Annotated in this window: 29 protein-coding genes; 9 read left to right on the top strand and 20 right to left on the bottom strand. The window is 39.4% G+C overall.

The window, feature by feature from the left end; genetic code table 11:
* Positions 1-50 precede the first annotated feature (50 nt).
* The 6 genes from sufB to PBAT_RS16510 form a co-directional block, all read right to left on the bottom strand.
* On the bottom strand, positions 51-1448 hold the full coding sequence (gene sufB, locus PBAT_RS16535) for a Fe-S cluster assembly protein SufB (protein WP_068651008.1): 1398 nt from the start codon (positions 1446-1448) through the stop codon (positions 51-53).
* Positions 1449-1467: 19 nt separating this feature from the next.
* Positions 1468-1899, bottom strand: coding sequence for a Fe-S cluster assembly sulfur transfer protein SufU (gene sufU, locus PBAT_RS16530; protein WP_068651007.1), 432 nt, complete (start codon positions 1897-1899; stop codon positions 1468-1470).
* Entirely contained in the window at positions 1889-3109 is a 1221-nt protein-coding gene (locus PBAT_RS16525) for a cysteine desulfurase (protein ID WP_068651006.1), read from the bottom strand. Before PBAT_RS16525 ends, sufU begins: the two co-directional genes overlap by 11 nt.
* On the bottom strand, positions 3106-4413 hold the full coding sequence (gene sufD, locus PBAT_RS16520; RefSeq protein ID WP_068651005.1) for a Fe-S cluster assembly protein SufD: 1308 nt from the start codon (positions 4411-4413) through the stop codon (positions 3106-3108). The genes PBAT_RS16525 and sufD overlap by 4 nt, the downstream gene beginning before the upstream one ends.
* A gap of 24 nt (positions 4414-4437) precedes the next feature.
* Entirely contained in the window at positions 4438-5217 is a 780-nt protein-coding gene (gene sufC / locus PBAT_RS16515) for a Fe-S cluster assembly ATPase SufC (RefSeq protein WP_068651004.1), read from the bottom strand.
* Between the two features lie 301 nt (positions 5218-5518).
* Positions 5519-5980 (bottom strand): Dps family protein, encoded by a 462-nt coding sequence (locus tag PBAT_RS16510; RefSeq protein ID WP_068651003.1) that lies wholly within the window; start codon positions 5978-5980, stop codon positions 5519-5521.
* Positions 5981-6257: 277 nt separating this feature from the next.
* On the opposite strand from PBAT_RS16510, the gene mtnK reads away from it, so the two are divergent.
* Both mtnK and mtnA read left to right on the top strand, forming a co-directional pair.
* Entirely contained in the window at positions 6258-7487 is a 1230-nt protein-coding gene (gene mtnK / locus PBAT_RS16505; RefSeq protein ID WP_068651002.1) for an S-methyl-5-thioribose kinase, read from the top strand.
* The gene (mtnA, locus tag PBAT_RS16500) at positions 7484-8575 is read left to right on the top strand and encodes an S-methyl-5-thioribose-1-phosphate isomerase (protein ID WP_068651001.1); all 1092 of its coding nucleotides are present in this window, start codon (positions 7484-7486) and stop codon (positions 8573-8575) included. The genes mtnK and mtnA overlap by 4 nt, the downstream gene beginning before the upstream one ends.
* A gap of 86 nt (positions 8576-8661) precedes the next feature.
* Here the strand turns inward: mtnA and PBAT_RS16495 are convergent, their stop codons facing one another.
* Together PBAT_RS16495 and PBAT_RS25975 are read right to left on the bottom strand one after the other, a co-directional pair.
* Positions 8662-8964 carry a YunC family protein gene (locus tag PBAT_RS16495; RefSeq protein ID WP_068651000.1) on the bottom strand — a complete coding sequence of 101 codons (303 nt, stop codon included), beginning with the start codon at positions 8962-8964 and terminating at the stop codon, positions 8662-8664.
* 745 nt (positions 8965-9709) lie between these two features.
* Positions 9710-9841, bottom strand: a complete 132-nt coding sequence (locus PBAT_RS25975) for a hypothetical protein (protein ID WP_420848789.1) — start codon at positions 9839-9841, stop codon at positions 9710-9712.
* Between the two features lie 199 nt (positions 9842-10040).
* Here PBAT_RS25975 and PBAT_RS16490 point away from each other — a divergent pair, with 199 nt between their 5' ends.
* On the top strand, positions 10041-10601 hold the full coding sequence (locus PBAT_RS16490; protein WP_068650999.1) for a hypothetical protein: 561 nt from the start codon (positions 10041-10043) through the stop codon (positions 10599-10601).
* A 37-nt stretch (positions 10602-10638) separates the two neighbouring features.
* Here PBAT_RS16490 and PBAT_RS16485 read toward each other — a convergent pair whose 3' ends face one another.
* Positions 10639-11022 (bottom strand): DUF423 domain-containing protein, encoded by a 384-nt coding sequence (locus PBAT_RS16485; protein WP_068651232.1) that lies wholly within the window; start codon positions 11020-11022, stop codon positions 10639-10641.
* Between the two features lie 168 nt (positions 11023-11190).
* Here PBAT_RS16485 and PBAT_RS16480 point away from each other — a divergent pair, with 168 nt between their 5' ends.
* Positions 11191-11604, top strand: a complete 414-nt coding sequence (locus tag PBAT_RS16480; RefSeq protein WP_068650998.1) for a hypothetical protein — start codon at positions 11191-11193, stop codon at positions 11602-11604.
* Between the two features lie 29 nt (positions 11605-11633).
* Positions 11634-12485 carry a DegV family protein gene (locus tag PBAT_RS16475; protein ID WP_068650997.1) on the top strand — a complete coding sequence of 284 codons (852 nt, stop codon included), beginning with the start codon at positions 11634-11636 and terminating at the stop codon, positions 12483-12485.
* Between the two features lie 89 nt (positions 12486-12574).
* On the opposite strand, the gene PBAT_RS16470 is transcribed toward PBAT_RS16475, so the two are convergent.
* From PBAT_RS16470 to PBAT_RS16450, 5 genes are all read right to left on the bottom strand, one after another.
* Complete coding sequence (locus PBAT_RS16470; RefSeq protein ID WP_068650996.1) at positions 12575-13225, bottom strand: nitroreductase family protein; 651 nt, start codon at positions 13223-13225, stop codon at positions 12575-12577.
* A 187-nt stretch (positions 13226-13412) separates the two neighbouring features.
* Complete coding sequence (locus PBAT_RS16465) at positions 13413-13841, bottom strand: Rrf2 family transcriptional regulator (protein ID WP_068650995.1); 429 nt, start codon at positions 13839-13841, stop codon at positions 13413-13415.
* A gap of 155 nt (positions 13842-13996) precedes the next feature.
* Positions 13997-14509 (bottom strand): mismatch-specific DNA-glycosylase, encoded by a 513-nt coding sequence (locus PBAT_RS16460; RefSeq protein WP_068650994.1) that lies wholly within the window; start codon positions 14507-14509, stop codon positions 13997-13999.
* A 114-nt stretch (positions 14510-14623) separates the two neighbouring features.
* Positions 14624-15727 (bottom strand): glucose-1-phosphate adenylyltransferase subunit GlgD, encoded by a 1104-nt coding sequence (gene glgD / locus PBAT_RS16455; protein WP_068650993.1) that lies wholly within the window; start codon positions 15725-15727, stop codon positions 14624-14626.
* Positions 15724-16893 carry a glucose-1-phosphate adenylyltransferase gene (locus PBAT_RS16450; RefSeq protein ID WP_068650992.1) on the bottom strand — a complete coding sequence of 390 codons (1170 nt, stop codon included), beginning with the start codon at positions 16891-16893 and terminating at the stop codon, positions 15724-15726. Before PBAT_RS16450 ends, glgD begins: the two co-directional genes overlap by 4 nt.
* 316 nt (positions 16894-17209) lie before the next feature.
* Here PBAT_RS16450 and PBAT_RS16445 point away from each other — a divergent pair, with 316 nt between their 5' ends.
* The gene (locus PBAT_RS16445) at positions 17210-18919 is read left to right on the top strand and encodes a methyl-accepting chemotaxis protein (protein WP_169810130.1); all 1710 of its coding nucleotides are present in this window, start codon (positions 17210-17212) and stop codon (positions 18917-18919) included.
* A gap of 59 nt (positions 18920-18978) precedes the next feature.
* Here the strand turns inward: PBAT_RS16445 and PBAT_RS16440 are convergent, their stop codons facing one another.
* The 4 genes from PBAT_RS16440 to PBAT_RS16425 all read right to left on the bottom strand — a co-directional run bounded on the left by PBAT_RS16440 (position 18979) and on the right by PBAT_RS16425 (position 22275).
* Positions 18979-20169 carry an MFS transporter gene (locus PBAT_RS16440; RefSeq protein WP_068650990.1) on the bottom strand — a complete coding sequence of 397 codons (1191 nt, stop codon included), beginning with the start codon at positions 20167-20169 and terminating at the stop codon, positions 18979-18981.
* Between the two features lie 263 nt (positions 20170-20432).
* Positions 20433-21182 (bottom strand): hypothetical protein, encoded by a 750-nt coding sequence (locus PBAT_RS16435; protein WP_068650989.1) that lies wholly within the window; start codon positions 21180-21182, stop codon positions 20433-20435.
* Positions 21179-21877, bottom strand: a complete 699-nt coding sequence (locus PBAT_RS16430) for an ABC transporter ATP-binding protein (protein ID WP_188017004.1) — start codon at positions 21875-21877, stop codon at positions 21179-21181. Before PBAT_RS16430 ends, PBAT_RS16435 begins: the two co-directional genes overlap by 4 nt.
* A complete protein-coding gene (locus PBAT_RS16425) occupies positions 21874-22275 on the bottom strand; it encodes a GntR family transcriptional regulator (protein WP_068651228.1) in 402 nt (133 codons plus the stop codon). The genes PBAT_RS16430 and PBAT_RS16425 overlap by 4 nt, the downstream gene beginning before the upstream one ends.
* Positions 22276-22561: 286 nt before the next feature.
* Between PBAT_RS16425 and PBAT_RS16420 the strand changes: the two genes are divergently transcribed.
* The 3 genes from PBAT_RS16420 (at position 22562) to PBAT_RS16410 (ending at position 24128) form a co-directional block, all read left to right on the top strand.
* Positions 22562-23320, top strand: a complete 759-nt coding sequence (locus tag PBAT_RS16420; protein ID WP_084403148.1) for a threonine/serine exporter family protein — start codon at positions 22562-22564, stop codon at positions 23318-23320.
* Between the two features lie 21 nt (positions 23321-23341).
* Positions 23342-23776, top strand: a complete 435-nt coding sequence (locus PBAT_RS16415) for a threonine/serine exporter family protein (protein ID WP_068650988.1) — start codon at positions 23342-23344, stop codon at positions 23774-23776.
* A gap of 130 nt (positions 23777-23906) precedes the next feature.
* Complete coding sequence (locus tag PBAT_RS16410) at positions 23907-24128, top strand: hypothetical protein (RefSeq protein WP_068650987.1); 222 nt, start codon at positions 23907-23909, stop codon at positions 24126-24128.
* Between the two features lie 15 nt (positions 24129-24143).
* Here the strand turns inward: PBAT_RS16410 and PBAT_RS16405 are convergent, their stop codons facing one another.
* Together PBAT_RS16405 and PBAT_RS16400 are read right to left on the bottom strand one after the other, a co-directional pair.
* A complete protein-coding gene (locus tag PBAT_RS16405) occupies positions 24144-24635 on the bottom strand; it encodes an LURP-one-related family protein (RefSeq protein ID WP_068650986.1) in 492 nt (163 codons plus the stop codon).
* Between the two features lie 257 nt (positions 24636-24892).
* A complete protein-coding gene (locus tag PBAT_RS16400; protein ID WP_068650985.1) occupies positions 24893-25495 on the bottom strand; it encodes a DUF2087 domain-containing protein in 603 nt (200 codons plus the stop codon).
* Between the last annotated feature and the right edge of the window lie 87 nt (positions 25496-25582).

The raw sequence follows: 25582 nt of genomic DNA, 5'->3' as shown, positions 1-25582 counted from the left end.
ATAACCGAGACATGTTTTTACATGTTACTTAAGATACGGTAAGACAAGGGTTAACCAATAGAACCTTCCATCTCGAACTTGATGAGACGGTTCATTTCTACTGCATACTCCATTGGAAGTTCTTTAGTGAACGGTTCAATGAAGCCCATAACGATCATTTGAGTTGCTTCTGCATCTGTAAGACCACGGCTCATTAGGTAGAAGAGTTGATCTTCTGATACCTTAGATACAGTAGCTTCATGCTCAAGTGTGATGTTGTCATTCATGATCTCATTATAAGGAATCGTATCTGAAGTGGATTCGTTATCTAAGATCAATGTATCACACTTGATGTTAGATTTAGCCCCTTCTGCTTGGCGTCCGAAGGAAGCCAGACCACGATAGGTTACCTTACCACCATGTTTACTGATGGACTTAGATACAATCGTAGATGTTGTGTCTGGTGCTAAATGAATCATTTTAGCTCCAGCATCCTGATGTTGACCTTTACCTGCAATTGCAATGGACAATACCATTCCTTTTGCTCCACGGCCCTTAAGAACGACAGAAGGATATTTCATCGTAAGTTTGGAACCGATGTTACCATCTACCCATTCCATTGTTGCATTTTCTTCTGCTACAGCACGTTTTGTAACTAGGTTATAAATGTTCGGTGCCCAGTTCTGAATCGTTGTATAACGCACGCGTGCGTTCTTCTTACAAATGATCTCAACAACTGCACTGTGTAGTGAGTTCGTACTATATACAGGCGCTGTACAGCCTTCCACGTAATGAACATGGCTATCTTCATCAGCGATGATCAACGTACGTTCGAATTGTCCCATGTTCTCGGAGTTAATGCGGAAGTATGCTTGTAGAGGCAACTCACATTTAACACCCTTAGGTACATAGATAAAGCTTCCTCCGGACCAAACTGCACTGTTCAAGGCTGAGAATTTGTTATCCGTTGTTGGAATAACAGTACTGATATATTCCTTAACAATTTCCGGATGCTCTCTAAGTGCCGTATCCATGTCCATGAATATAACGCCTTGATCTTCAAGATCCTTCTGCATACTATGATATACAACTTCTGACTCATACTGTGCAGATACCCCAGCAAGGAACTTCTGCTCAGCTTCAGGAATCCCAAGCTTATCGAAAGTTTCCTTGATTTCGGAAGGAACTTCCTCCCATGTTTTCCCTTGTTTGTCGGAAGCTCTTACGAAATATTGAATTTCATTGAAATCCAAATCATCCATATTCCCACCGAAATTAGGCATAGGCATTTTCTCGAATTGTTCCAACGCCTTCAGACGGAATTCAAGCATCCATTCTGGTTCGTCCTTAATACGAGAAATTTCTCTAACGATCTCGGGCGTTAAACCTTTTCCTGTCTTAAAAATGGACTCATGTTCATCGCGAAATCCATATTTATACTCTTCTAACTCTGGTGATTTCTTAGCCATGTATTTCAACTCCCTATCATTATTTGTTGAACTGTTCCTCATCAATCACTTTCCGTAGTGCATTCCAAGAGAGCGTTGCGCATTTAATACGTGCAGGGAACTTATTTACTCCAGATAAGGCTTCAATATCTTCATATTCATCAAATTGAACGTCATTCCCAAGCATGAGCTGTGAGAAACGTGCAATCATTTCCTTAGCTTCTTCCAGTGTCTTACCTTTAACTGCTGCCGTCATCATGGAGGCAGAGGACATACTGATCGAGCATCCATCTCCCGTATATCTTGCATCTTCAACGACACCATTATTGACCTTAAGCTGAAGTGAGATTTTATCGCCACACGTAGGATTGTTCAAATCCACCGTTATAGCGCCTTCTTCAAACTTCCCCTTATTACGTGGGTTTTTATAATGATCCATGATTACTTGCCGGTATAAATCATCAAGTTGCATCGCCAAAATACTCCTTTGTCTGGATTAAGGCACTTATAAGACGATCAACGTCATTTTTGGTATTGTACAAGTAGAAGCTCGCACGAACCGTTGAATTAACATTCAACCATCGCATGAGGGGCTGACAACAATGATGTCCCGCTCTTACGGCTATGCCACTTGCATCAAGTACGGTAGCCACGTCATGAGGATGAACTTCACCTAGATTAAAGGTGACAAGTCCCACTTCACGCGTACGAGGGCCATATATTGTTATCCCCTTGACCTCTGACAAGCTATCCATAGCGTATGCTGCTAATTCAATTTCATGACGTTCAACGTTATCCATGCCGATGTCATTAAGGAAATCAATAGCAGCACCTAATCCGACAGCACCCGCAATGATAGGCGTTCCGCCTTCAAACTTCCACGGTAGTTCTTTCCATGTTGATTCGTAGAGGCCTACTTCATCAATCATTTCTCCTCCAAATTCAACCGGATCCATAGACTCCAGCAGTGCCTTCTTGCCGTAAAGTACTCCAATTCCGGTTGGACCACACATTTTGTGAGAAGAGAAAGCATAGAAATCACTATCTAAATCTTGAACATCCACCTTCATATGTGGCGTGCTCTGAGCGCCATCCACTACAAGAATAGCACCATTGCGATGAGCAATTTCAGCAATCTGTTTAACGGGATTCACGACTCCCATAACATTAGATACATGTGCAATGGCTACGATTTTAGTCTGAGCTGTTACAGCTTTTTCTACTTCAGCCAGATCCACCGATCCATCTGTTTGCAAAGTAATATATTTGAGCGTAGCACCGGTAGCTTTAGCTACCTGCTGCCACGGAATGAGATTGCTATGATGTTCCATTGGTGTAATCACGATTTCGTCACCTTCAACACATACAGCGCGTGCATACGATGAAGCAACCAAATTTAAAGCCGATGTAGTCCCTCGAGTGAAGATAATCTCTTGTGTACTTTTGGCATTAATGAAACGGGCCACCTTTTCGCGAGCACCTTCATATGCATCTGTAGCACGGCTACCGAGCGTATGCACTCCACGATGCACGTTCGCATTGTCCCATTGATAATAATGCTGCAGTGCATCAAGAACCACACGAGGCTTCTGAGAAGTAGCTGCGCTATCCAAATATACTAATGGATGTCCATTGATCTCCTGCTGCAAAATAGGGAATTGCTCCCGCACGTCAAGGTTCATCGTCCCAACTTCCTTTCAACCAATGCTTGAAGTTGCGTCCGTAAACCTTCAAGTGGAATTTGAGATACAACTGGAGCCAAGAATCCGTAAATAATCAAAGCTTCAGCCTCTGTACGGGAAATACCACGTGACATTAGGTAATAGACTTGTTCTGCATTCACTTGTCCAACAGATGCAGCATGTCCTGCGGTAACATCATCTTCATCAATTAGAAGAATTGGGTTAGCGTCTCCACGTGCTTTCGGACTTAGCATCAACACTTTTTCAGTCTGCTGTCCGTCTGCTTTGGAAGCACCATGTTCAATTTTCGTAATACCATTGATAATCGCTGTAGATTGTTCACGTAATACAGCACGTGTAATCATTTGGCTAGGTGTATTCTTACCGAAATGCTGCGCTCTTGTTGTGTAGTTAAGCTTCTGTGCGCCAGATCCAACAGCAATTACCTTAGCATCTGTCGATGCTCCGTTACCTTTGAGAATAGAACTTGTATCGCTCATTGTATTCCCGTCATTCATCTCACCAACGATCCACTCAATGACACCATCGTTCTCTACGACAGCACGACGGTAACTTAAATCAGTTACTTCATTGCCAAATTGATGAACCGTAGCATAACGAACCTTAGCTCCAGCTTTTACAAATACTTCAACAGAACCATTATGAACAACATTACCCTCAATCTCACCAGATACATAATTATCAACATACGTTACAGAACTGTTAGTATCTGCAATGATCAGTATATGTGGAGCAAATGTTGATTGTTCCTCATCTGTTAGGAAAATAGCTTGAAGTGGTAAAGTAACTTCCACGTTCTTAGGTACATATAAGAAGACGCCACCATTCCATAGTGCAGCATGAAGTGCAGTAATGGCGTTCTCGCCTTTCTCAATTGCCTTATGCAAGTAACTCTTCACTAAATCTCCGTGTTCACTTGCAGCTGTATGAAGATCCATGAAAATAACGCCTTGTTTAGCTAATTCAGATGAAAGATGAGTATAGACCACACCAGAATTATGCTGAACAATTAGGCTTCCTTCCAAAGCTTCATCCTTAATCAATCCTTGGACAGACACTGGAAGATTCTCTAAAGAATCAATCACAGTACTTTCTTGATAAGCTCCATAAGATTGCGTATTCCAACGATCTATTCTCGTCTTCTCAAGTCGAGGAAGTTCCAATTGGCTTGCTAGTTCTAACGCCTCAAGGCGAAGTTCCGTTAACCAATTCGGTTCATTATTTCGTAACGAAGTTGCTTGTAAACTTTCGGTATTAACCGGAAGAATGGTTTGTGTTGTCATATCTTTGTCCTCCTCCCGTTATATTTACGCTTGACCTACAGTTTCGTCTTCAATACCTAATTCTTCTTTAACCCAGTCGTAACCTTCAGCTTCTAGACGTTGAGCCAACTCAGGTCCACCAGACTTCACGATTCTACCTTGCATCATAACGTGAACGAAATCAGGCTTAACGTAGTCCAATAGGCGTTGATAATGGGTAATAATAAGGAAACCACGATCTTCACTTCTCATAGCGTTGACACCATTTGCTACAATTTTAAGTGCATCAATGTCCAACCCGGAATCTATTTCATCTAAAATAACAATTTTAGGATCTAACATCATCATTTGTAGAATTTCATTACGTTTCTTTTCTCCACCGGAGAAACCCTCGTTAAGATAACGATGTAGGAACTCAGGGTTCATATCAAGCTCTTTCATCTTCGCTTCCATTTGACGAATGAATCTAATTAGAGAAATTTCGCTTCCTTCTTCACGGCGTGCGTTAATTGCAGAACGAAGGAAATCGGAATTAGTAACACCGCTGATTTCACTTGGATACTGCATACCCAAGAATAGTCCTGAACGAGCACGTTCATCAACAGCCATTTCAAGTACTTCTTCATCATTCAACAATACTGAACCTGCTGTTACTTCATACTTAGGATGTCCCATCAAAGCAGAAGCCAAAGTGCTCTTACCTGTTCCGTTTGGTCCCATGATTGCGTGGATTTCTCCACCTTTCATTTTCAAGTTAATGCCTTTCAGTATTTCTTTACCTTCGATTGATGCTTTAAGTCCTTCAATGACGAAATTTGTAGTCATGTTTATTATTCCCTCCGCTATTTTGATTATTTGCTTTAAAGTGAAAGCTATATTTGAAATAGAGTCTCTCTCCAATTTCAAGCATGTTTTAAGTTGTTTATACTTATTCTAAACTAAATCCGTCTGATTCTCAATGATTCTCATTAATTTTATACTAAAGTTATTTAAAATCAAGCCTATATACATTTTTCGCTATGACATTTGTCACATTATTGCAAAATATATTCATAAGGAAAATGGGCCTGGCTGAAGGATTTCAGCCAAGCCCACCTTAATAGGTCGTTCGTATCTAACTATTGGATTAACCCTGTAAAGAACGAAGCATCCACATATGTTTCTCGAAATCGCCTTTAATCGTAATCAAGATGTCTCCAGTAACATGGTCATGAGCATTTTCTGCAAGATCAATGCCTTCTTCAAGTTCTTCTGCCACTGTAGCAAAATCTTCGATCAGATTTTGTACCATCTTACTTGCATCCTCTTTACCATCAGCTTCTTGAATTGTAGTAATATCGAGAAATTCTTTCATTGTTGCAACTGGACTTCCCTTAATGGTTAGAAGACGTTCAGCAACCTCATCCATTTTTAAAGTAATATCATTATATAATTCTTCGAATTTCACATGTAATGTAAAGAATTTATCTCCGCGCACATACCAATGGTAGTTATGCACTTTCACATACAATACATTCAAATTCGCAACTTGTTGATTCAGAACCTGCTCTAATGTAGTCTTTTGTGTAGTTGAAGTTGATTTTGCCATGATAAATCCCATCCTTTTCAGTAATATGTGATACAAGACTGCCTATAAAAAGATAAGCGAGTTATTAAATTTGGATATCATTTCTTAGTTCCATCATCGGTCTATGTTACTCGCTTGCTTATTTATACTTTACCCATTCTACCTATGTGATGAAACATCAAAGGTCACATTTCTCTCAAATTAAGTGTACAAAATATGTCTTATTTCCGTTATACTAAATTATACCTAGTTAACGAGTAGGGATAACATTCTTTATATTTTACCGGAGGTGAATCCTTTGTCCACATATCATCCTTTTAGTAACGAAGAAGCTATTGCATATGTCAAAGAAATCCCTAACTTCTTCTCAGAAGAATCCAATCTCGTGTGCCGTGAAATCGGTGACGGAAATCTTAACTTAGTGTTTCATATTAGTGACCAAAACACTGCTAAGAGTATCATTGTCAAGCAAGCCCTTCCTTATGCAAAAGTCGTAGGAGAATCTTGGCCCCTTTCATTGGATAGAGCAAGAATAGAACGAGAAGCGCTTCAAATTCAGCATAATCTCTCCCTTGGACACGTTCCTATTGTCTACGCTTATGATGAAGAGCTCGCACTCACCGTCATGGAAGACCTTAGTGATCATGTCATTATGCGACAAGGCCTGATCAATGGTGAGCAGTATCCTTTGTTTGCTGAGCATATTGGAGAATTCTTAGCCAATACACTTTTTTACACATCTGATCTAGCCTTAAACCCTGTGGATAAAAAAGAACAATCCAAAAAATTCATCAATCCGGATTTATGTAAAATTACAGAAGACCTAATCTTTGAGGATCCCTACCATATTTCAGACAATAACAATTATCCTGTTACTATTGAAGATGAAGCGCAGAGTTTACGTGATAATCTAGACCTTCATTTAGAAGTAGCTTTATTAAGAGAAAAGTTTCTAACCCAATCTCAAGCATTGTTACACGGGGATTTACATACGGGTAGTATCTTTGTTACCCAGACATCCACTAAAGTGATTGACCCTGAATTTGCATATTATGGTCCGATGGGGTTCGATATTGGAGCCGTTATTGCTAATCTTATACTCAATTATGTAGCACAGCCCGGTTGGAATGATTCAGAGCTCGCAGTTCAGGAGAAAGAAGCACAACTTCTACTCACTGTGGCGAATGTCTGGAAACAATTTGAATCTAGCTTCCGAGCATTATGGAATAAAGATGTACAAGATCTTATGGCTCGTACACCTGGATATCAAGATTTATATATTACGCGTGTACTACAAGATACAGTAGGATTTGCAGGGTGTAAAATAATACGCCGCATTGTAGGCTTGGCTCACGTTGCCGATATTGATACAATCGTAAGTGTGGATTTGAAAGAGGTGGCACAACGCAAAGCACTAGCCATCGGGAAACAACTCATTCTTAATCACCGGCATATCTCTTCTATTGAAGAATTGCTACGTATTGTACAAGATACAAATCCAACTTCTAGACAAGGAGCTACATCATGACCACCACAAATGCAATGAACGCACCTTTATCTTCCCTTACTTGGGGAGATGACAGACTAATTCTTCTTGACCAGAGATTACTGCCTGAATCTATTATTATGCTTGATCTGTATACCCCCGAAGAGGTATGGGATGCTATTCATACCATGAAGGTACGTGGTGCTCCGGCAATAGGAATCGCAGCTGCATATGGTGTGGTCCTTGGTGCTCTTCGTTTTTCACAGAATCAGCTAGGTAAAGATCACAACGACAACCAGACCTGGTTGGATCAAATCCTTGAAGTCTGCAAATATTTAGCGACTTCAAGACCAACTGCTGTGAATCTCTTCTGGGCGCTAGATCGAATGAAGAACAAAGCTACAACACTTACCGAAGAAGGACATGACTTGCTTGAACTCAACCACGCGCTTCTTGCGGAAGCTGAAGCTATTCAATCCGAAGATGAAGAAGTATGTCGCATGATTGGTGAACACGCACTCCCACTATTCCATGATGGAATGGGCGTCCTAACACACTGTAATGCAGGTGGTCTTGCCACAGCAAAATATGGAACTGCTCTTGCGCCTATGTATCTTGCACACGAACAAGGAATCAAGTTAAAAGTGTTTGCCGATGAGACTCGTCCCGTGCTACAGGGTGCAAGGTTAACTGCATTTGAACTTCAACAAGCCGGTATTGATGTTACCCTAATCTGCGATAATATGGCTGGTATGGTGATGTCTAAAGGGTGGATTCAAGCCGTTATCGTAGGAACTGACCGTGTTGCAGCTAACGGTGATGTATGTAATAAAATTGGTACCTACAGTGTAGCTGTACTCGCCAAAGCGCATGGAATACCTTTCTATGTTGCCTGCCCTCTCTCAACGATTGATTTAAACACTGAGACAGGCAATGAGATTCCTATTGAAGAAAGACCGGCAGAAGAAATAACCGAAGGGTTCGGCAAACGAACTGCACCCCAGGATATTAAAGTATTTAACCCTGCCTTCGATGTCACTCCGAATGAATATGTAACGGCCATCATTACTGAAAAAGGCATTATTCAAGCGCCTTACAACGAAAATCTAGCTGCTATTTTTTCAAAATAATTCATCTGAATGAAATCAAAGATAATCACAAATAAAGTAAAAAGACCAATTCGACAATCGAATTGGTCTTTTTACATATCGCTTCTTTAGAACATCTTTTGCAAAGCATCTCTTCCGGATATTCCAGGGGTTATACCCAACTTCTCTGCCTCATAGGTAACGGATTCAAGTGGTGCATCCAGTAATTCTTGCAGTGTTTTCACACCTACAGCTCTCCCAGCAATGATCTGGCGATCGGAAAGCCTTTCATTTAATAGACCAATATCCAGAGCACCACACATAATATATCCTTTAGGAGTATTAATGGTCAGAAGCGTCGTTTTGGGGAGTTTTACTTCAACCCCAGTCACGGTTATACCCTCGATAACAATAGGCACAATATTAATCATGCAGGACACCTCCTCACATCTATCTCAACATTATGTGTATTCAATTCGAGGTCAGAGGGTGTCTATGTTATAATAAGAAGTTACTATCGTAGTGATGGAACTTATGTCTATCCTTTCCACATGAAATCCGTGATTTATAATACTTCTTACTTCTTAAATCTAGATTTAAATACAACAATTAAACCACCAATGCAAATTCCAGTTAAAGCCCAACCCGCAACAAACATTACAGAACTCATGCTGTTTCCTCCTCTTGTTGTTAGTAGCTCACTACTCCATCACTACGCTCAGTTATTTATAGTTTCCTCTCTGTAAAAAAAATTTCTATTATACATAAAATCAGGTTTTCCTTGGCCCAGTTTAATAACAAATTCGACAATATACATTACCTCTTAACCTCTATAGTTGCACTAAATTTTTAAACCGAAACATTAAATCCATGATCCGCACACTCAAGAACTTACCCTAAAAATGAATCTAAATTTTAATTTTCACTTCGTTGTCATTACGTGTGATTATTTTACCATACATGTGATAATAGAATAGTTCGAGTTTGTTACATATTTACTCAACCTAATGATCGCAGGTTTGGTCACAAAGTCACAGATGCGGTTATAATACATAGTGGATTTCGCTTAATTTCAATTATAAATAATGAACTTAAATTAATATTAAATATTCACCAAATGCTTGTCCCAATAGAGTTAATGCCTTCACAATAACATTTCAAGATACCACTAAATTACTACATATTATGTGCACCACACATAATATATCCATTAGGAGTATTGGTGGCCAGAAGCGTCGTTTTGGGGAGTTTTACTTTAACTCCAGTCACGGTTATACCCCCAATAACAATAGGCACAATAATAATCATGGAGGACACCTCCTCACATCTATCTCAACATTATGTGTATTCAATCTCAGGTCTTTGGGATGTCTACAACATTATGAGAAATTTGTCGAATACACAATAAAATCCACATTAGACCTACGACATAAGGACTATTTTTCTCCCCATTATAATGGTATAGTTTATAACATAGCTAAGATTTAACTGACAGGTTGGGGGAACTATGAATAACAAACTACATAAAGAGGACCTAGGATATTTATTCAAAGTCGACATTTTAATTAAAAATGAATCCAATGCTCGTGCGCTTCAATCGTTAATTGAAATGATGAATGGTAACAACCAAGTGATGGATTTTCGAATCCAATCCGGAATAGAGTTAGGCGAAATCATAGATTCTCTTCTTCAATCTAAGAAAAAGAATTCCCTTTCCAAAATAGAATCTACACAGCAACATCTTTCCAAAACCACACTAGGTGGTAAAACTGGAAAGGAAATCGTGCAATCCAGATTAAAGAACTCACTAACTCAAGAACCAATCTTAATTCCAAAAACCAAAAATCCAGTATCAAATCATAGTGAAGATCCTAGGGTATGGATTAAATCCTGTATTAATGACAACCGTCTAGTACGTTTGACTGCCAATCGCAAGGGTCAACACATGGAAATCCCTTGCAGGATATTGAATTTTGATGAAGAACAACAGTTCATTAACGTTTACCATGTAGATGAGAAACAAGTATATTCATTTATGCTGAACGAAATTGATGCATTTACGGATTAAAAAAGAGGACTCGAGAGTCCTCTTTTTTTGATCTCTATTATGAAACTTTTTTGGATCGTAAGAAAGCTGATAAATAACATAACCAGCCTGCGATGAAAGCTACACCACCTAATGGTGTAATGGCCCCAAGTACTTTAATCCCCGTAATACTAAGTACATAAAGGCTTCCTGAGAACAATATAATTCCCGCTACTAATAACCACCCGGCCCATTTAAGACTTTTCGATTCACCAATCTGACCTACAGTTAAACTAATCATTAGAAGACCAAGTGCATGGATCATATGATAATGAACACCTGTTTCATATACTCCTATGGCATCTGCACCTATTTTGGGCTCTAATAAGTGCGCTCCAAAAGCCCCGATCGCCACCGATAGTGCCATCAAGATTGCTCCCCACTTTGCAAATGTCCGTTGCAATTCATCCATCTCCTTTATCATAAATCTGATTCTCTTACGTAATGATAACGCATAGCCTACTTGTTTACCACTTGGTATTCCCCGCCAAATCAGATAGCAATCCTTGATTTTTCCATCCAAATATGGAAGAGTTATAGTATCTTGAATATTTCTAAGGAGAGATCAACCATGGATTCAAATGAACCACAGCATACCGTTGAAGAAGGTTCATTCTTTAACCCACTTCCTGCACCTATTATTTTAAAGCACTCGGGTCCAGGAATTGCATCTTTTATTCTTTGTATGATTAGTTTATTAGGTTATATTGCATCTGTCGCCCTCATCGGCTCCCTAATGACACCCTATCTTAATGAAGAACTTACTGCCCCTACCGAAGAAATGGTTGAAAAATTAGGTGTTGCAGGGTCGATCGTCATCTTGTTCCTATTAATGAACTTAATTGGTGTCATTTTGGGGATTGTTGGGGTATCATTGAAAAAAAGAAAGAAAATATTCGCAATCTTAGGTTTGATTATGAATGCCGCTATTTTGCTAAGTTTAGCTATATTTTTTGTGATTGCTGTTGTAAACGCTACAATATAATAAACACGATTAAGGGAGATTACTACCACATGCCAACTATTAAAATATTTGCTGACAGTACAAGTGATCTACCTACATCATGGATTGAACAATACGACATTGGTATCATACCCTTATACGTAATATTCGGAGAACAGTCATTACGAGATGGATTAGATATTACCCCGGTTGATCTCTATAAGAGAGTTGATCAGAATGCCGATTTACCTAAGACAGCGGCGCCTTCTCCAGCTGATTTCATGAGAGCCTTCACCCCACATATAGAACGAGGAGAGCAAATTCTTTTTATTAGCCTCTCTTCAGAACTCTCCTCAACATATCAGAATGCTCGCATTGCAGCTGAAGAGTATCCATCAGACCAGATTGCAGTGTTTGATTCATTAAATTTATCTTCTGCCATTGGACTCTTAATTATGAAAGCCATCAAAGCACGTGAAGCCGGTCATTCCTTGGGAGAGATTATTACACTTCTAGAAGCTGTACGGCCTGAGATTGAAACCGAGTTTGTTGTTGATACGCTAGAATATCTCTATAAAGGTGGACGCTGCTCAGGCATGCAGAACCTCATCGGAAGTCTGCTAAAGATTCGTCCAGTTATTAAAGTTTCTGAAGGTAAAATGATACCGGCTAATCGTGTTCGCGGCAAACGTGAAAAAGCTGTAGAACAGTTATTACAGAACGCGCTAGAAAAGAAAGATCTTATGGATCATGACCATATTATGGTCGTTCACTCCTTGGCTGAAGAAGATGCCCTTGTTATGCAAGCCCGTCTGCAAGAGTACACACAAGCTACGGTAACCCTGTCCAGCGCAGGCTGTGTCGTATGTAGTCATTGCGGACCACACACAATCGGCATTATGTACTCAAAAACCGTTAATTAGAATACATAACTTAAACCCTAGAAATCCCTGACGAGAAGTTATCATCGTCGGGGATTTCTAGGGTTTATCGTTTATTTATTAACACTACTTTAATTCTTAAATTCGTTCCAGGAAGTTACATCCTCGAGCGGCAAACGTACGCTTGGACGGCCTTCTACTGCTGCTTTCCCCAATGCAATTAACATCACGGTCGTATAACGATCCGAAATATTAAACAATTCTTTGAACTGAACAGCGTTATAACCACCCATAGGTACCGTGTCATATCCTTTAGCTTTTGCAGCCAACATAAGTTGCATCGATACCAAACCTCCATCAACCAATGCAATCTCTTTAAGTTTCTCAGCACCTACGTTTGGATATACCTTCATCGTGTTCGTCACCATCATATCTTTGATCTCAGGTGTCATCACGCCTGCATCTACTGCTATGCCATGAATCTTCTCCACATTCTCATAAGCATTTAAATCACCAATCACTGCAATCACAGCGGAAGCATCAACGATTTGTTGTTGATTATTAGCAATAGGAAGCAACTGTTCCTTTAAACTTTGGTCTTGAATAACGATAAATCTCCATGGTTGAAGGTTAGAAGAAGAAGGTGCCAGAATTGCATCAGACAAAATCTCATTGATTTCCTCTTGTGAAATTTTCCAAGAAGAATCATACTTTCTTACTGAATGTCGCTCGTTAATCACCGCATTGAAATCCTTCTCCACTTGCAATACTCCATTCGTCATTGTATTTCCTCCATATCCAATTTTAAGTTCTTTTTTTTATGATTCTGTGTAGTTATACACACAGTTAAACCCAAAAAAAATGTCCGATAATCTACATTTCCACAAGATGTATCAGGTCCAATTTCTCCAACTGTTACTTTATATTGCACAGTATAAAACAAAGAAATAACTCTTGTCAATACCCTTCTTATTGCGCCAGATCTGCGATAGTGTATTTTTCCAATGTATCTAGTATGCTTTGATCCATTTCGCCCAATATTTTTGTGAAATCGGCTCTGATTTGTATACCTAATTCATTCTCACATGTCGTATGAAGCATCGTTTTGAACTGTGCTTCACCGACCTCAAGTGCCCTATATACCTCAGCCAGAGTAAGTAATGCAGGATCTATTTTCAGCCGATAACCACCTTCTCTACCTTCACGTGTCTCCAATATATTCTCGCGTACCAGATTGGCTAGTATTCTTCTTAACAACGTAGCTTCTGAATGTAAACTCTCTGCAATAAAACAGCTAGGACAAGTATCTCCTTTATGATTAGCTAGTACTACTAATGCCTGTACAGCAAGACCAAATGACTTATACTCGGGCGATCCCGTCATACGTTCTTTTACCACTATTGATCTCACCCTTCTAAATTCGTTCTATGAAACATCGTTCTAAGATGCATCATTATTCTAACAAAAGACTTATAGTTCGTCTACTTTGCTATGACTTATCTATATGGAATCTGTCTCTGTTTATATCACCTATTTAATTAGGAGAGACCTGTCTACAATCCTTCAGAAATGAACAGCTTAAGTTGCTCATATATTCCGATGATATCATCCATAGGCATGCGCACAAGCCCACTTGATGAAGGAGCAACAAACTCATAGATATTCTCCGTAACGGATTCCTGCTGAAATCCCCAATTCACCTTAGACCTATGACTATACTCTGTATATACCCCTTTACCTACGAAACAAGCCACTTTGGGCCGGTACTTACTCAATTTAGCATGGAGAATCTTTCGCCCCTCTGCATATTCTTCAGGTGTTATATCATCCATCCCACGTGTGGGCCGAGATACAATATTGGTGAATCCATAACCTAACTTCAGCAAATCCTGATCCTCATAAGCCTCATACTGTCGTGGAGTTAACTCTGATCGTTGAAGAATTCGCCAGAAGTTATTTCTAGGATTAGCGTAATGGTGACCCACTTCTCCTGAACGTATGCTTGGATTAAATCCGATAAATATGATGGATAGACCAGAATCTAAGTGATCTGGTATTTCTGGCATAAAAGTTCCTCCTCCTACAAATAAAAGAGACGTTAATCTATATCATAGCAAAGCCACCTACTCAAAGACAATTATGCCTTCAAGTAGGTGGCTCTATGATTGTACGATTTTCAATTAAATTACTTTTCTCTTCACGACAATAAAGGGTGCTCGTTCATGTCCAATCAACGTTCTTTCTGCTTTTACAATAACATCTTTATCGATAATAGCATGATCAATGGCCGTATTTTCATGGATCACACCATTTTGCATGATAATACTATTTTTCACGGATGCACCTTTACATATGTGTACCCCACGGAAAAGTATAGAGTTCGTAACACTTCCTTCTATCACACATCCATTTGCCACCATCGCGTTACTTGTATGACCACCATCAATATGGCGGGTTGGTGCCTCATCCTTGATCTTCGTATATATAAGCCCAGGCTCAAAGAATAACTCTCTCCACACATTCGGATTCAAAAGATTCATACTGTGCCTGTAATAGCTGTTCAGTGTATTAATAATGCCTAAATAACCTTGATACGAATATCCAAATACATTTAATCGACCGATATTGGCGCGAATCGCGTCCTTCATGAGGCTATGATGACCTTCAGCCAAGGAAGTTTCTATTAAATCTAACAGGAGACTTTTCTTCAGAAAGAACATTTCCATTGATACTTTATTTCCATGCGGTGATGCATTCGGATCCCACATCGAGGTTACTCTACCACTATCATCCATCCCAATCCGTGTAGAGAATGAATCGATGTCGTTCGTCTCTTTATACACTACAGTGATATCTGATTTATTCTCATTGTGAAATTCTTGCAATCCATTGAAGTCGATATTACATACCATGTAACTGCGAGAAATCAATACGTACTCTTCACTACTCCGATGTAAATAATCTCTATGAGCATTTAACGTGTGCAAATCACCATTGGTTGGATCCAACCCTTCTTTCATGGGAGGTAGAATAAAGAGTCCCGAACGCTTGCGATCCAAATCCCATTCTTTCCCGGAGCCTAAATGATCCATTAATGAACGATATTTCGTGTGGGTGAATATGCCCACATTGGTAACCCCCGAATTAACCATGCTTGATAAAATAAAGTCGATTAAACGGTAACGCCCCGCAAATGGAACAGAGGCGATATTTCGATGGTACGTAAGTTCCTCCAACTGATCTGGCTCATTTATCATATTTATAATGCCCATCACATTCTTCATATCCCCATCTGCTCCTTTACGGATAAGAATTCGGAAGGAATAGATTCATGGTTACCTACTAGCGTGACTTCATCACTTTCAGGTGAACCCACGACACTTCCATCCCCAATGATGGATCCTTCACCTACGATTGCTTTGTAGATCGTAACATTGTTTCCAATCTTAGCATTGGGCATAATAACAGAGTCGATGATGATACTTCCTTGTCCTATCTCTACACCATAGAACAAGACCGAATGCCTAACTTCACCAAATACAATACATCCTTCATTGACCAAGGAATTTGAAATAATTGCGGACGCTGCGATATATTGGGGCGGTTGATTCGGATTGAGAGAATAGATACGCCATTTGCGATCATTTAGCTTCAATGTCGTCTCATCATCTAATAGATCCATATTCGCTTCCCACAGACTATCAATGGTTCCAACATCCTTCCAGTATCCATCGAAAGGATAGGCCGTTAACTGTATCCCGTCATTTAACATCGCAGGAATAATATCTTTACCAAAGTCATGACTTGATTTCGATTGAACTGCATCATTCTCCAAGTATTGTTTGAGTACCTTCCATGTGTAAATGTACACCCCCATAGAAGCGAGATTACTTGTGGTTTCTTCTGGTTTTTCTTGAAAATCAGTCACTCTGTGGTTATCATCGACACTTAAGATTCCGAATCGATTCACTTCTTTCCACTTCACTTCAATGACTGCAATCGTTGCATCTGACTTCTGTTCTTTATGAAAACGCAACATACGCTCGTAGTCCATTTTATAAATATGATCACCAGATATGATGAGGACATATTCAGGATTGTATTGTTTAATATAGTCCATGTTCTGATATATGGCATCTGCCGTCCCCTTGTACCAATTGCCACCCTTTCGCTTGATGAAAGGAGGTAGAATAGACACGCCGCCTTCTTTCCGATCTAAATCCCACGGTTTCCCAATGCCAATATAGTGATTCAATACTAGAGGATGGTATTGCGTTAGTACGCCAACGGTATCTATACCAGAATTCGTACAATTACTAAGTGTGAAATCGATAATCCGATATTTACCGCCAAAAAAAACGGCAGGTTTAGCTATCTTCTTGGTAAGTTTCCCTAAACGCTTCCCCTCGCCTCCAGCTAATAACATCGCTATGCATTCTTTGTTCTTCATGACATGACCCTCCCTCACAAGAAATAGCTCTCTTTCCGACTTGTCACAGCCCTCTGAGTATGCCTTCATGACTAACCAATGAGATAATAACGTGGGATTTCGCAGAAAATATATTACTAATTGTAGGATTAAATATTGTCATCGTTCATTCTATCCATATGAAAAATTGGACAAGAATATGCCTTGAAATGGTTGTTTTCCGCAGTTATCTCACAATACAATTACAATTTCCAGACTGTTATTCCGATAGTAATAAGACAGACATATATAAGGGAGAGAAACACGCATGCAGAATTTTTTCAAAAAAATAATAAGTTTGAGAAAGAATCGAACCATTACCCAACAACTTATCTTGATGTTAGTAGTCATAACCTTGGTAAGTGTTGGCGCAACAACTAGCAATATTATATCCAACCGAGCGGTATCACAGAGTATAAAGGATTCAGAATATGCAACTCAACAAGAAAAAGGCTACGTGGAAGTAGCCGATAAAATGCAGCGTGATCTAATATGGATGATCGATATATTGGAGACAGGAAACAAAGAAAATAAGGAATCTATACTGGAGGATATTGCAACCCTTCCTAAGGATATGGAATCTCTAACTTTACAATTCAATGCTTTCGACAAGTATTTGAATTTAACGGAAGGTAAGTTTGTGAATTATGTCAATGTTTTGCAAATGGTCTATACTACCTTGATTGATGTTCATCCACGGATAACACCTGACCTAGAGGTCTTCGAAAAGAGCATGTTAAAACAGAAGCTCATGAGTACCTATTCTTCCGTATTATCCTATAGTAAGTCCACAATAAATGACGAATTCCGGGACGTGTTACAAAAAAATCAGACTCGTCTTAGCCAGAATATATCTCGAGCAAACATTACCATTTATATTACTAGTGCACTCCTTATCATTATACCGTTCATTATGATTATGCAGTTCATTACTAGAATTCGAAAGGGATTATCAGGCATCATGAAGCGTATTGATTCCTATCAAAATAGTGACTTCACTTATGAAGGTAATGTCATACGTGAAGATGAATTTGGCACAATAGATCAGAAACTCACTATCATGGGAGCCAATCTTAGGACTACTATTCAATCTACCCTGGATATTAGCAACAACGTCTTGGATATATCCCAACGCATGGAAAGCATTGCCCAAGATAACAAAGAGGCATCCGTTACAGTCAAGAAGGAAATTGATAATAGCGCACCGGTACTCTTATCTCAGCTTGACGAGACTACATCTATATCTGCAGTAACCGAGCAAGTATCTGCTAGTTCCCAGCAAATCGCGGCATCCAGTGAATATATTAATGACAACATGCAATTGATGAAATCTTCATCACATATTGGCGTCGGGCACATGACTGAAGTCGTTAATTTAGTTGATCGGACAGGAATTGAGTTCGAACAGCTAATGAAGGTGTTTGATACAATGTCCGAACGGTATAACCATATAGAGCATACCCTTTCTGGTATTCAAGATGTGAATACCCAGACTAATCTATTGTCCTTGAATGCTTCGATCGAAGCGGCTAGAGCTGGTGAACATGGAAGAGGTTTTGCCGTTGTTGCTGACGAAATTCGTAAACTATCTGAGAATACCAAATCACTGTCTGAAGAGATTAATACAGACTTAGTTCTTATCCATTCGAATATGACATCCTGTGGTCAAAGTCTAGCTACCTTCTCAAGCGTCATTCAAGAAACGAAGAATATTTCTGAGAAGTCCAGCACCACATTCCAAGAGTTGGAATCACAGAGTTCCGTCCTAGCTGATCAAGTTAGCGAAATTACGCTAGCCATAGGCGAGATTTCTACAAGCATGAGTAATATCGTTACTTCGGTTGAGACATTATCCACCTCGTCTTCTGATGTAAATACGCGTATGCAAATTGTTAGTGAAATTTCTCAAGGTCAGAACGAAATATCGGATCAATTATATGAACTTACCCATACTTTAAAAAATACATCAACAAGCTTGAAGAACAACACATCCTCTTTTAGGGTGTAACTTAAATAATACAAACAGCCTCGAATGCGTTAATAACATGCGTTCGAGGCTGTTTGTATTTATACTTCCACTTGCCGTTCTAGCATCCTTGATCTTACAAGCAGTGCAGAACCGATCAATGCCAGTCCATTAATAATAAATATCCACCGGATAGGTATCCATGCCCCTAGCAATCCACCAATAATAGGCCCTGCCATCGTTGCCATCTGGGAGACGGATTGATTCAGTCCGAATGCCCTACCCCGGAAGTTCGAATCTGTCACGTTTACAATCATGGCATTGATCGTGGGATACACGGCTGCAAAGAACAGCCCATAACCGAATCGAAGCACCCCAAAGCCAATATAACCTGTCACAAAGAATTGCAATAAGTTCCCTAATCCACCACCGATTAAGCCCAGAAACAACACTTTTCCATACCCAATTCTTCTACCTATTTTCGCCCACTGAGGAGCCATGATAATCGTTGCAATCCCAACAGCGGAGAAAATTATGCCTGAGGTACGAGAAGCATTGGACTTCGTAACCCCCATCTCCATAACATAGACCGTAATGAGAGGTTCCAAGATCATCACCGAGAACGTTGTGATGAACACAAGCCCCATCAGTGTCATGAATGTGCTATTCTTCGCTGCCATCTTAAGGTCATCACGTACATGAGAACGAACAGCAGTCCGATCGAAATTATGTTCTTTGGCAAACAAAGTTGCAATAAGTGCGGAGACTAACACAATGATACTTGAGAATAGAAATGCATTCCTGTTCCCGTAATAATGACTTACAAAACCTCCAATGAGAGGCCCAATAATACTACCCGTTGCTCCAGATGTAGACATGATTCCTAGTGCATAACCTGTCTTATCCTCTGGTGTATTCGTTGCTACCATAGCTATCGCAGCAGGTACGAATCCAGCTAATAACCCCTGTAGAACTCTCACAACTAAGAACCAATACGGATCTGTAACGAAATAATTTAATAAGTATAATGCCGCAAGACTAAAGCCAGAGCGAATCAGCATGGGTTTACGACCGTATTTATCTGCTAGTGAACCCCAGTATGGAGAGATTAAAGCACTAGCTAGAAAGGTTATACCGAAAGCCAATCCTGACCAAATCTCAATATTTGTTTCTACACCAAGTTCTGTGTTCAGAAATATGGGAAGAAAGGGAATAGAGATCGAATACGCTGTACTACAAAAGAAGACACCTATCCAAAGGACAACTAAATTCCGTTTCCAAGAATATGGCATAGACACCATCCTTTCACATCGTCCTTATGTACTTTGCTACTCTTAAGTTATATGGAACAATTTCTTCACGATTGGTAACATTAGGTACCATTCTACTCCTATCTGGCTAGAATCTCTATACTGTGAATTGGGAGAAGTCGTACCACTAATGCACTTTTCGCTAACTAATTGAGTCATATCGAGGCTGTTAATGAAAATAAAAAATGGCCTTATACGCAAGTTAACTGCGTATAAGGCCATTTTTTATACTTTGATTTCTGGTGTTATGCTTCTACTTTCCGATCAATAAGTTTCACCATTACATACAAGAAAGCTACAGAGCATACCAACTCAAAGATGAACGAACCTATCATTCCTCCAGAAATCGATGTTTGAAGTGAATTCATATTAGTAAGTACACCATTCACTGATGAATTAGACTCATCAGCAAAAATTCGGAAAAATCCCCACTCAGCCCCTCCAAATAGCAGGTTATCTAACCAAGACAGCCCATTCACGATGATGAAAAAGACCACAATTCCGATCCAAAAGCTTCCCTTGCTACGAATACTAGTAGCAATAGTGATAGCTAAAAAGATCGTAATAAACATATTAATGATAATCCAACATGCAGATAACAGTGATATTATAGTATCCATAGGGTACGTTTTAATGATGTAAAGTATTTGTGTATTATCATAAACCGTGAGGTATACATATCCGTGAATGAGCATAATAAGGCCCAATATCAACAAACATATAAAACCCATTGCGATAGGTGAAATAATAGTCTTCAATGAATGCACCGGTAATAACTTACGGTGATAGGCTTTGAGATTATAACTATAGGTGCGGATCGGTGTTATAAATAAAATCACTCCAGCGATCATATAAGTAAGCAAGGTAATTACTATTATCAGAGTAATGTCATTCATTAATAGCATGATTGATAACTGGGCAAGAATGAGTACAACAGCAACTCCTAATAGCTTCGCACTATTTCTCTTAAAGTCATATTTCAATAATTTCATCATTCTGCATACACCTCTTTAAACATGTCATCAACACTTTTTCCATATTTAATCCGTATATTCTCTACTTCTTCATGCATGACAATTTCTCCTTCGCGGATGAAGACCACTTCATCAAAGATCCTCTCAATATCACGCACAAGGTGAGTAGAGATAATGATGCTACTATCTTCATTGTAGTACTCTACAATAGCATCTAATATTTTTCCTCGGGCTACCGGATCTACGCCACCAATCGGCTCATCAAGTAAATAGAGGCGCGCATCACGTGATAAAGCTAACGTGAGCTGTAACCTTTCACTCATCCCCTTCGACAATACACTGACACGATCACTTTCATTTAGCTTCATGAATTGAAGCATTTCTCGAGCCTTCACAATATCGAAATCGTCATAGAACTCTTGAAAAAAAGTAATGGCATCTCGCACTTTCATCCATGATTCTGTCAAAGGTCTATCAGGCATGAAGGACACTAACGCTTTACTCTTCAGTCCTACAGGTAATCCCGTAACAGTTAATGTTCCTCTAGTTGGTTGTAGCAACCCTGTGACCATCTTCATGAGCGTACTTTTCCCGCTTCCATTGCTCCCAAGAAGTCCTACGATCTTCCCCGGTCCAATCTCAAGAGATACGTCATTTAATGCGAACTTGGAACCGTAAGATTTGGTTATACTATTCATTTGTAATAAGCTACTCACGTATGATTCACTCCTCTCTCTTGACCAGGTTCAGGGCTTTCTGTTACCGCTTCAGCAACAATAGATACAATGTCTTGATCTGCAAATCCAAGTTCCTGCATACCGATGATAAATTGATCTAACAACGCGCCTGCCATTTCCTTCTTAATCGCCATAATTTTAGATTCCTCACTTGTCACGTATCTTCCGAGACCACGTCTCGTCTCTACAATCTCTTCACGCTCTAGTTCCTGAAATGTGCGCTGAATCGTATTCGGATTAATCTGTAATTCTGCTGCTAATTCACGAACCGAAAGTATTTTGTCTCCCGGCTTCAATGTGCCTGTTACGATCTGTCTCTTGATGTAGTTCATGATCTGTAAATAGATCGGCATATTATTATCAAATTCAATACTCACAATTGGCATATCTCCTTCCACCACCTCAGTGTCACTGTCATAGCTAAATAGTACACTATGATTGTGACGTTGTAAAGTACTTTTAACGAGTTATCCAAAAAAAATACAAATAAACCTATAGATACGCCAATCAGACTTACAAGCTAATGGTTTCACGATATCCATAAACGTCACCTGTGTTTATTGTATTCTGCTTTTTATTTATCTCGTGATATAATGGCTCTGTAATTGGGAATAAATGTTCCTCATTAGCGAATTAATATCATCCTAGGGGAGAAGATTAGAATTGGAGATTAAGCTTGAGCAACCGACGCATGACGTCATTTCTGTATGCCTCTTAGCAGGTCAGATTATGCTTCAAAGCGGAGCAGAAACCTATCGTGTAGAGGATACGATGTCGCGTATAGCTGCCTCATTTGGATTTAACAACTCGAATAGCTACGTGACGCCAACAGGAATTATTTTTCAACTGGATAGGGCTGGATCAGCTCAGTTAATTCAAATAGTGAAACGAACAACCGATCTTCGGAAAGTGGTCGCTGTGAATGGCATTTCAAGGCAGCTAAGTAGCGGGGAAATTTCTGTTATGGAAGCACTGACGATGCTCCATCAGGTGGATATAGAGGCTCATGCTTTCTCAATAGGATTTCAAATTATGGCGGCATCGATTGCTAGTGGCTGCTTTACGATCATGTTTCAAGGGGGATGGCTTGATTTCATACCGGGTATGATTTGTGGAGGATTAGGATATTCCGCATTTGTGTATTTCCATCGTTTAGTAAAGGTCAAATTTTTCGCCGAATTGGTGGCAGCCTTCCTTATCGGAATCGTATCATTCATTCTAACCTCTGCAGGAATCGGACAATCATTAGATAAGATTATCATTGGCTCTGTTATGCCACTAGTACCAGGATTGCTTATAACGAATGCAGTGCGCGATTTAATGGCCGGACATCTCGTATCCGGGTTATCTAGAGGGGCTGAGGCATTTCTAACAGCTTTTGCGATTGGAACAGGAATTGCAGTTGTATTCACTATTTTTTAAATTGAAAGAGGTCTTTCTATCATGATTGAACAATTAGTCACGTGTTTCATTGCAACCGCAGGATTTGCTATACTCTTTAATGCTCCAAAGAGATCTCTTATCCAATGTGGCTTGGTAGGTACGCTCAGTTGGATGGCATATATTCTACTTCTAGAATATGACGTTGACCCCATACTAGCAACACTTGCGGCTACCTTTCTCGTAGGGGTGATTAGCCAAATATTTGCAAAGTATTATAAGATGCCAGTTATTATATTTAGCGTATCGGGTATCATTCCATTGGTTCCCGGTGGATTAGCTTATAATGCGATGCGCAGATTCGTACAGAATGATTATAACGAGGCAGTTCACTTCGCCGTTCAAGCCTTTATGCTCTCAGGATCCATTGCCTTAGGTCTTGTGTTATCTGAAGTGTTAAACCAGACCATTCGCAAGAAGACGCCTCCATTAACATAAACAAGTAGAAGTCTCTACTACAAAGATCTGCGTATTCCTTGCCCAATTATTCACTATTCCACAAGTATAGCCAAAATCAAATTAGGACGTATAATAGAAGGGAAGTTCAATTCTAAGGAGGAACACAGCGATGTCATCAAGTAAAGCCAAAAAAATAAGACAAAAGATCGAGAAACAAGGTAAAGTAAACCCAGAGTTACTACGTGGATCATGGTTAGGTATTAATCCCCTCTCCAAAATAACACCTACACTTCAACAGAAACGTACACAACTTCATAATAAACACAAAAGGAATCCAGCCCTCGAGCGCAGCGATTCCTTTTTCTATGTTGATTTTGTTATATTTCGGTAGCTCCTTACGTAACATTCAACTTGCATTTTGTGAATCCCTCTTCTGTATCTCATGTACCCCCATGACAACCGCCACTAACTCATAACTATCTAATTCCTTCGAATCATTAAATAAACGAAATGCTCCCGTTTGTATCCAACTGCTTACTTTAGCAAAAGAGGCTACGATCTCACCATTACTTCTCTGTATACTATATTCTTTAGAAAATGCTGGGGATGTAATCTCATAGACTCCTCGATTTCCCGCATCATATTCATACTTTTTAGTAAGAAAACTCATTCGTCTTCGCAGTAGACCAAGTTGCCCCTCTCTTTCATCGGATATGATCCATTTATTTGAGAATGAACGAAACTTCCCACCACACAAGATCTGACCTTGATCACCAAATACATTCAAAGAAGAACCGAAGGAGGATTTCAAGTCCATACTTCCAACAACTACTCCATCATGATTCATAATATCTGAGATTCCTGAATTGAAAAATTTGTCTTTAAAATATAATTCCATAATCATCGCTCCCTTGTGAGATAGAATTACTTATGATATATTTCATCCTATTTTACCATGAAGATCCAATAATTGACTATGTATCTTTAATGTTACACTCGTCTAAGATAAACAAAAAGCCCACATAAGGATCTAGGTAGGCTCTTTCTATTGGAATGAATTAAAGGACTTTCTCCTCAACTTTGATGAATGATCAATCCTTGTCGCACCCGTACCATGCTTGTCAAGTGTAATTGGAAGCCGTTGTATTCCTCTTACTACAGAGTCTCCCACCTTGCCCATAATTCCTTAGGATTTAATTCATAAATCTCATTTTCCCTATACATAAATTGATGCATTATAAATTCTCTACGTATCGTTGCAAAGTCTTCATGAACGGGTTTAATGAAATTATTTATTTCCTTCTCGGTGTACTTCCTTCCGTTCTCTAACTGACTGACCACATGCTCTAGTACAATTAATTTCTTCTTAAGTTGCGCTGGTATCTGCTTTAATCTCCCTTCTGTCGTAAAGAAATTGTTAATAACCGATTCCTTTAATTTCTTATGAGACTCTAACATTACGTCTTCCTCCCTCTTGTTCCTAACATTTCTGTATATTAGTTCTACGATTGCCGTTGCATTATTGTGGATGAAATAATCATTTAAAGAAAAATAGATCGTATTCTTATCTCTGCGCTCATTAATTAGACTTGCTTCACGCAATTTTGTAGCATGGTGTGTTATGGTAGCTGGCGTAACATGAAGCTTCTCAGCTAAGACTTGACCATTACGTTCTCCCTCAGCCAGAATGATTAGCATCTTTATTCGTGTTGGATCCGCAAGTGCTTTATGATAGCTAACGATCTTATCTAGTTGCAATGTAACACACGCTCCTTCCCAACTAATTTAACAATCATCTAATTAGATACTTATTAAATTACATAATAATGTCATCTTTCATGATTG

The sequence above is a fragment of the Paenibacillus antarcticus genome (assembly GCF_001637225.1).
Classification (GTDB): domain Bacteria; phylum Bacillota; class Bacilli; order Paenibacillales; family Paenibacillaceae; genus Paenibacillus_AQ; species Paenibacillus_AQ antarcticus.
The sequence above is the reverse complement of the archived record's forward strand: the minus strand, read 5'-3'. Positions and strand labels throughout refer to the sequence as shown.

Coding starts and splice junctions, on each gene's coding strand:
- sufB (WP_068651008.1), bottom strand. CDS start 1,448: ATGGCTAAGAAATCACCAGAGTTAGAAGAGTATAAATATGGATTTCGC.
- sufU (WP_068651007.1), bottom strand. CDS start 1,899: ATGCAACTTGATGATTTATACCGGCAAGTAATCATGGATCATTATAAA.
- PBAT_RS16525 (WP_068651006.1), bottom strand. CDS start 3,109: ATGAACCTTGACGTGCGGGAGCAATTCCCTATTTTGCAGCAGGAGATC.
- sufD (WP_068651005.1), bottom strand. CDS start 4,413: ATGACAACACAAACCATTCTTCCGGTTAATACCGAAAGTTTACAAGCA.
- sufC (WP_068651004.1), bottom strand. CDS start 5,217: ATGACTACAAATTTCGTCATTGAAGGACTTAAAGCATCAATCGAAGGT.
- PBAT_RS16510 (WP_068651003.1), bottom strand. CDS start 5,980: ATGGCAAAATCAACTTCAACTACACAAAAGACTACATTAGAGCAGGTT.
- mtnA (WP_068651001.1), top strand. CDS start 7,484: ATGACCACCACAAATGCAATGAACGCACCTTTATCTTCCCTTACTTGG.
- PBAT_RS16495 (WP_068651000.1), bottom strand. CDS start 8,964: ATGATTAATATTGTGCCTATTGTTATCGAGGGTATAACCGTGACTGGG.
- PBAT_RS25975 (WP_420848789.1), bottom strand. CDS start 9,841: ATGATTATTATTGTGCCTATTGTTATTGGGGGTATAACCGTGACTGGA.
- PBAT_RS16490 (WP_068650999.1), top strand. CDS start 10,041: ATGAATAACAAACTACATAAAGAGGACCTAGGATATTTATTCAAAGTC.
- PBAT_RS16480 (WP_068650998.1), top strand. CDS start 11,191: ATGGATTCAAATGAACCACAGCATACCGTTGAAGAAGGTTCATTCTTT.
- PBAT_RS16475 (WP_068650997.1), top strand. CDS start 11,634: ATGCCAACTATTAAAATATTTGCTGACAGTACAAGTGATCTACCTACA.
- PBAT_RS16470 (WP_068650996.1), bottom strand. CDS start 13,225: ATGACGAATGGAGTATTGCAAGTGGAGAAGGATTTCAATGCGGTGATT.
- PBAT_RS16460 (WP_068650994.1), bottom strand. CDS start 14,509: ATGCCAGAAATACCAGATCACTTAGATTCTGGTCTATCCATCATATTT.
- glgD (WP_068650993.1), bottom strand. CDS start 15,727: ATGAAGAATGTGATGGGCATTATAAATATGATAAATGAGCCAGATCAG.
- PBAT_RS16450 (WP_068650992.1), bottom strand. CDS start 16,893: ATGAAGAACAAAGAATGCATAGCGATGTTATTAGCTGGAGGCGAGGGG.
- PBAT_RS16440 (WP_068650990.1), bottom strand. CDS start 20,169: ATGCCATATTCTTGGAAACGGAATTTAGTTGTCCTTTGGATAGGTGTC.
- PBAT_RS16435 (WP_068650989.1), bottom strand. CDS start 21,182: ATGATGAAATTATTGAAATATGACTTTAAGAGAAATAGTGCGAAGCTA.
- PBAT_RS16415 (WP_068650988.1), top strand. CDS start 23,342: ATGATTGAACAATTAGTCACGTGTTTCATTGCAACCGCAGGATTTGCT.
- PBAT_RS16410 (WP_068650987.1), top strand. CDS start 23,907: ATGTCATCAAGTAAAGCCAAAAAAATAAGACAAAAGATCGAGAAACAA.
- PBAT_RS16405 (WP_068650986.1), bottom strand. CDS start 24,635: ATGGAATTATATTTTAAAGACAAATTTTTCAATTCAGGAATCTCAGAT.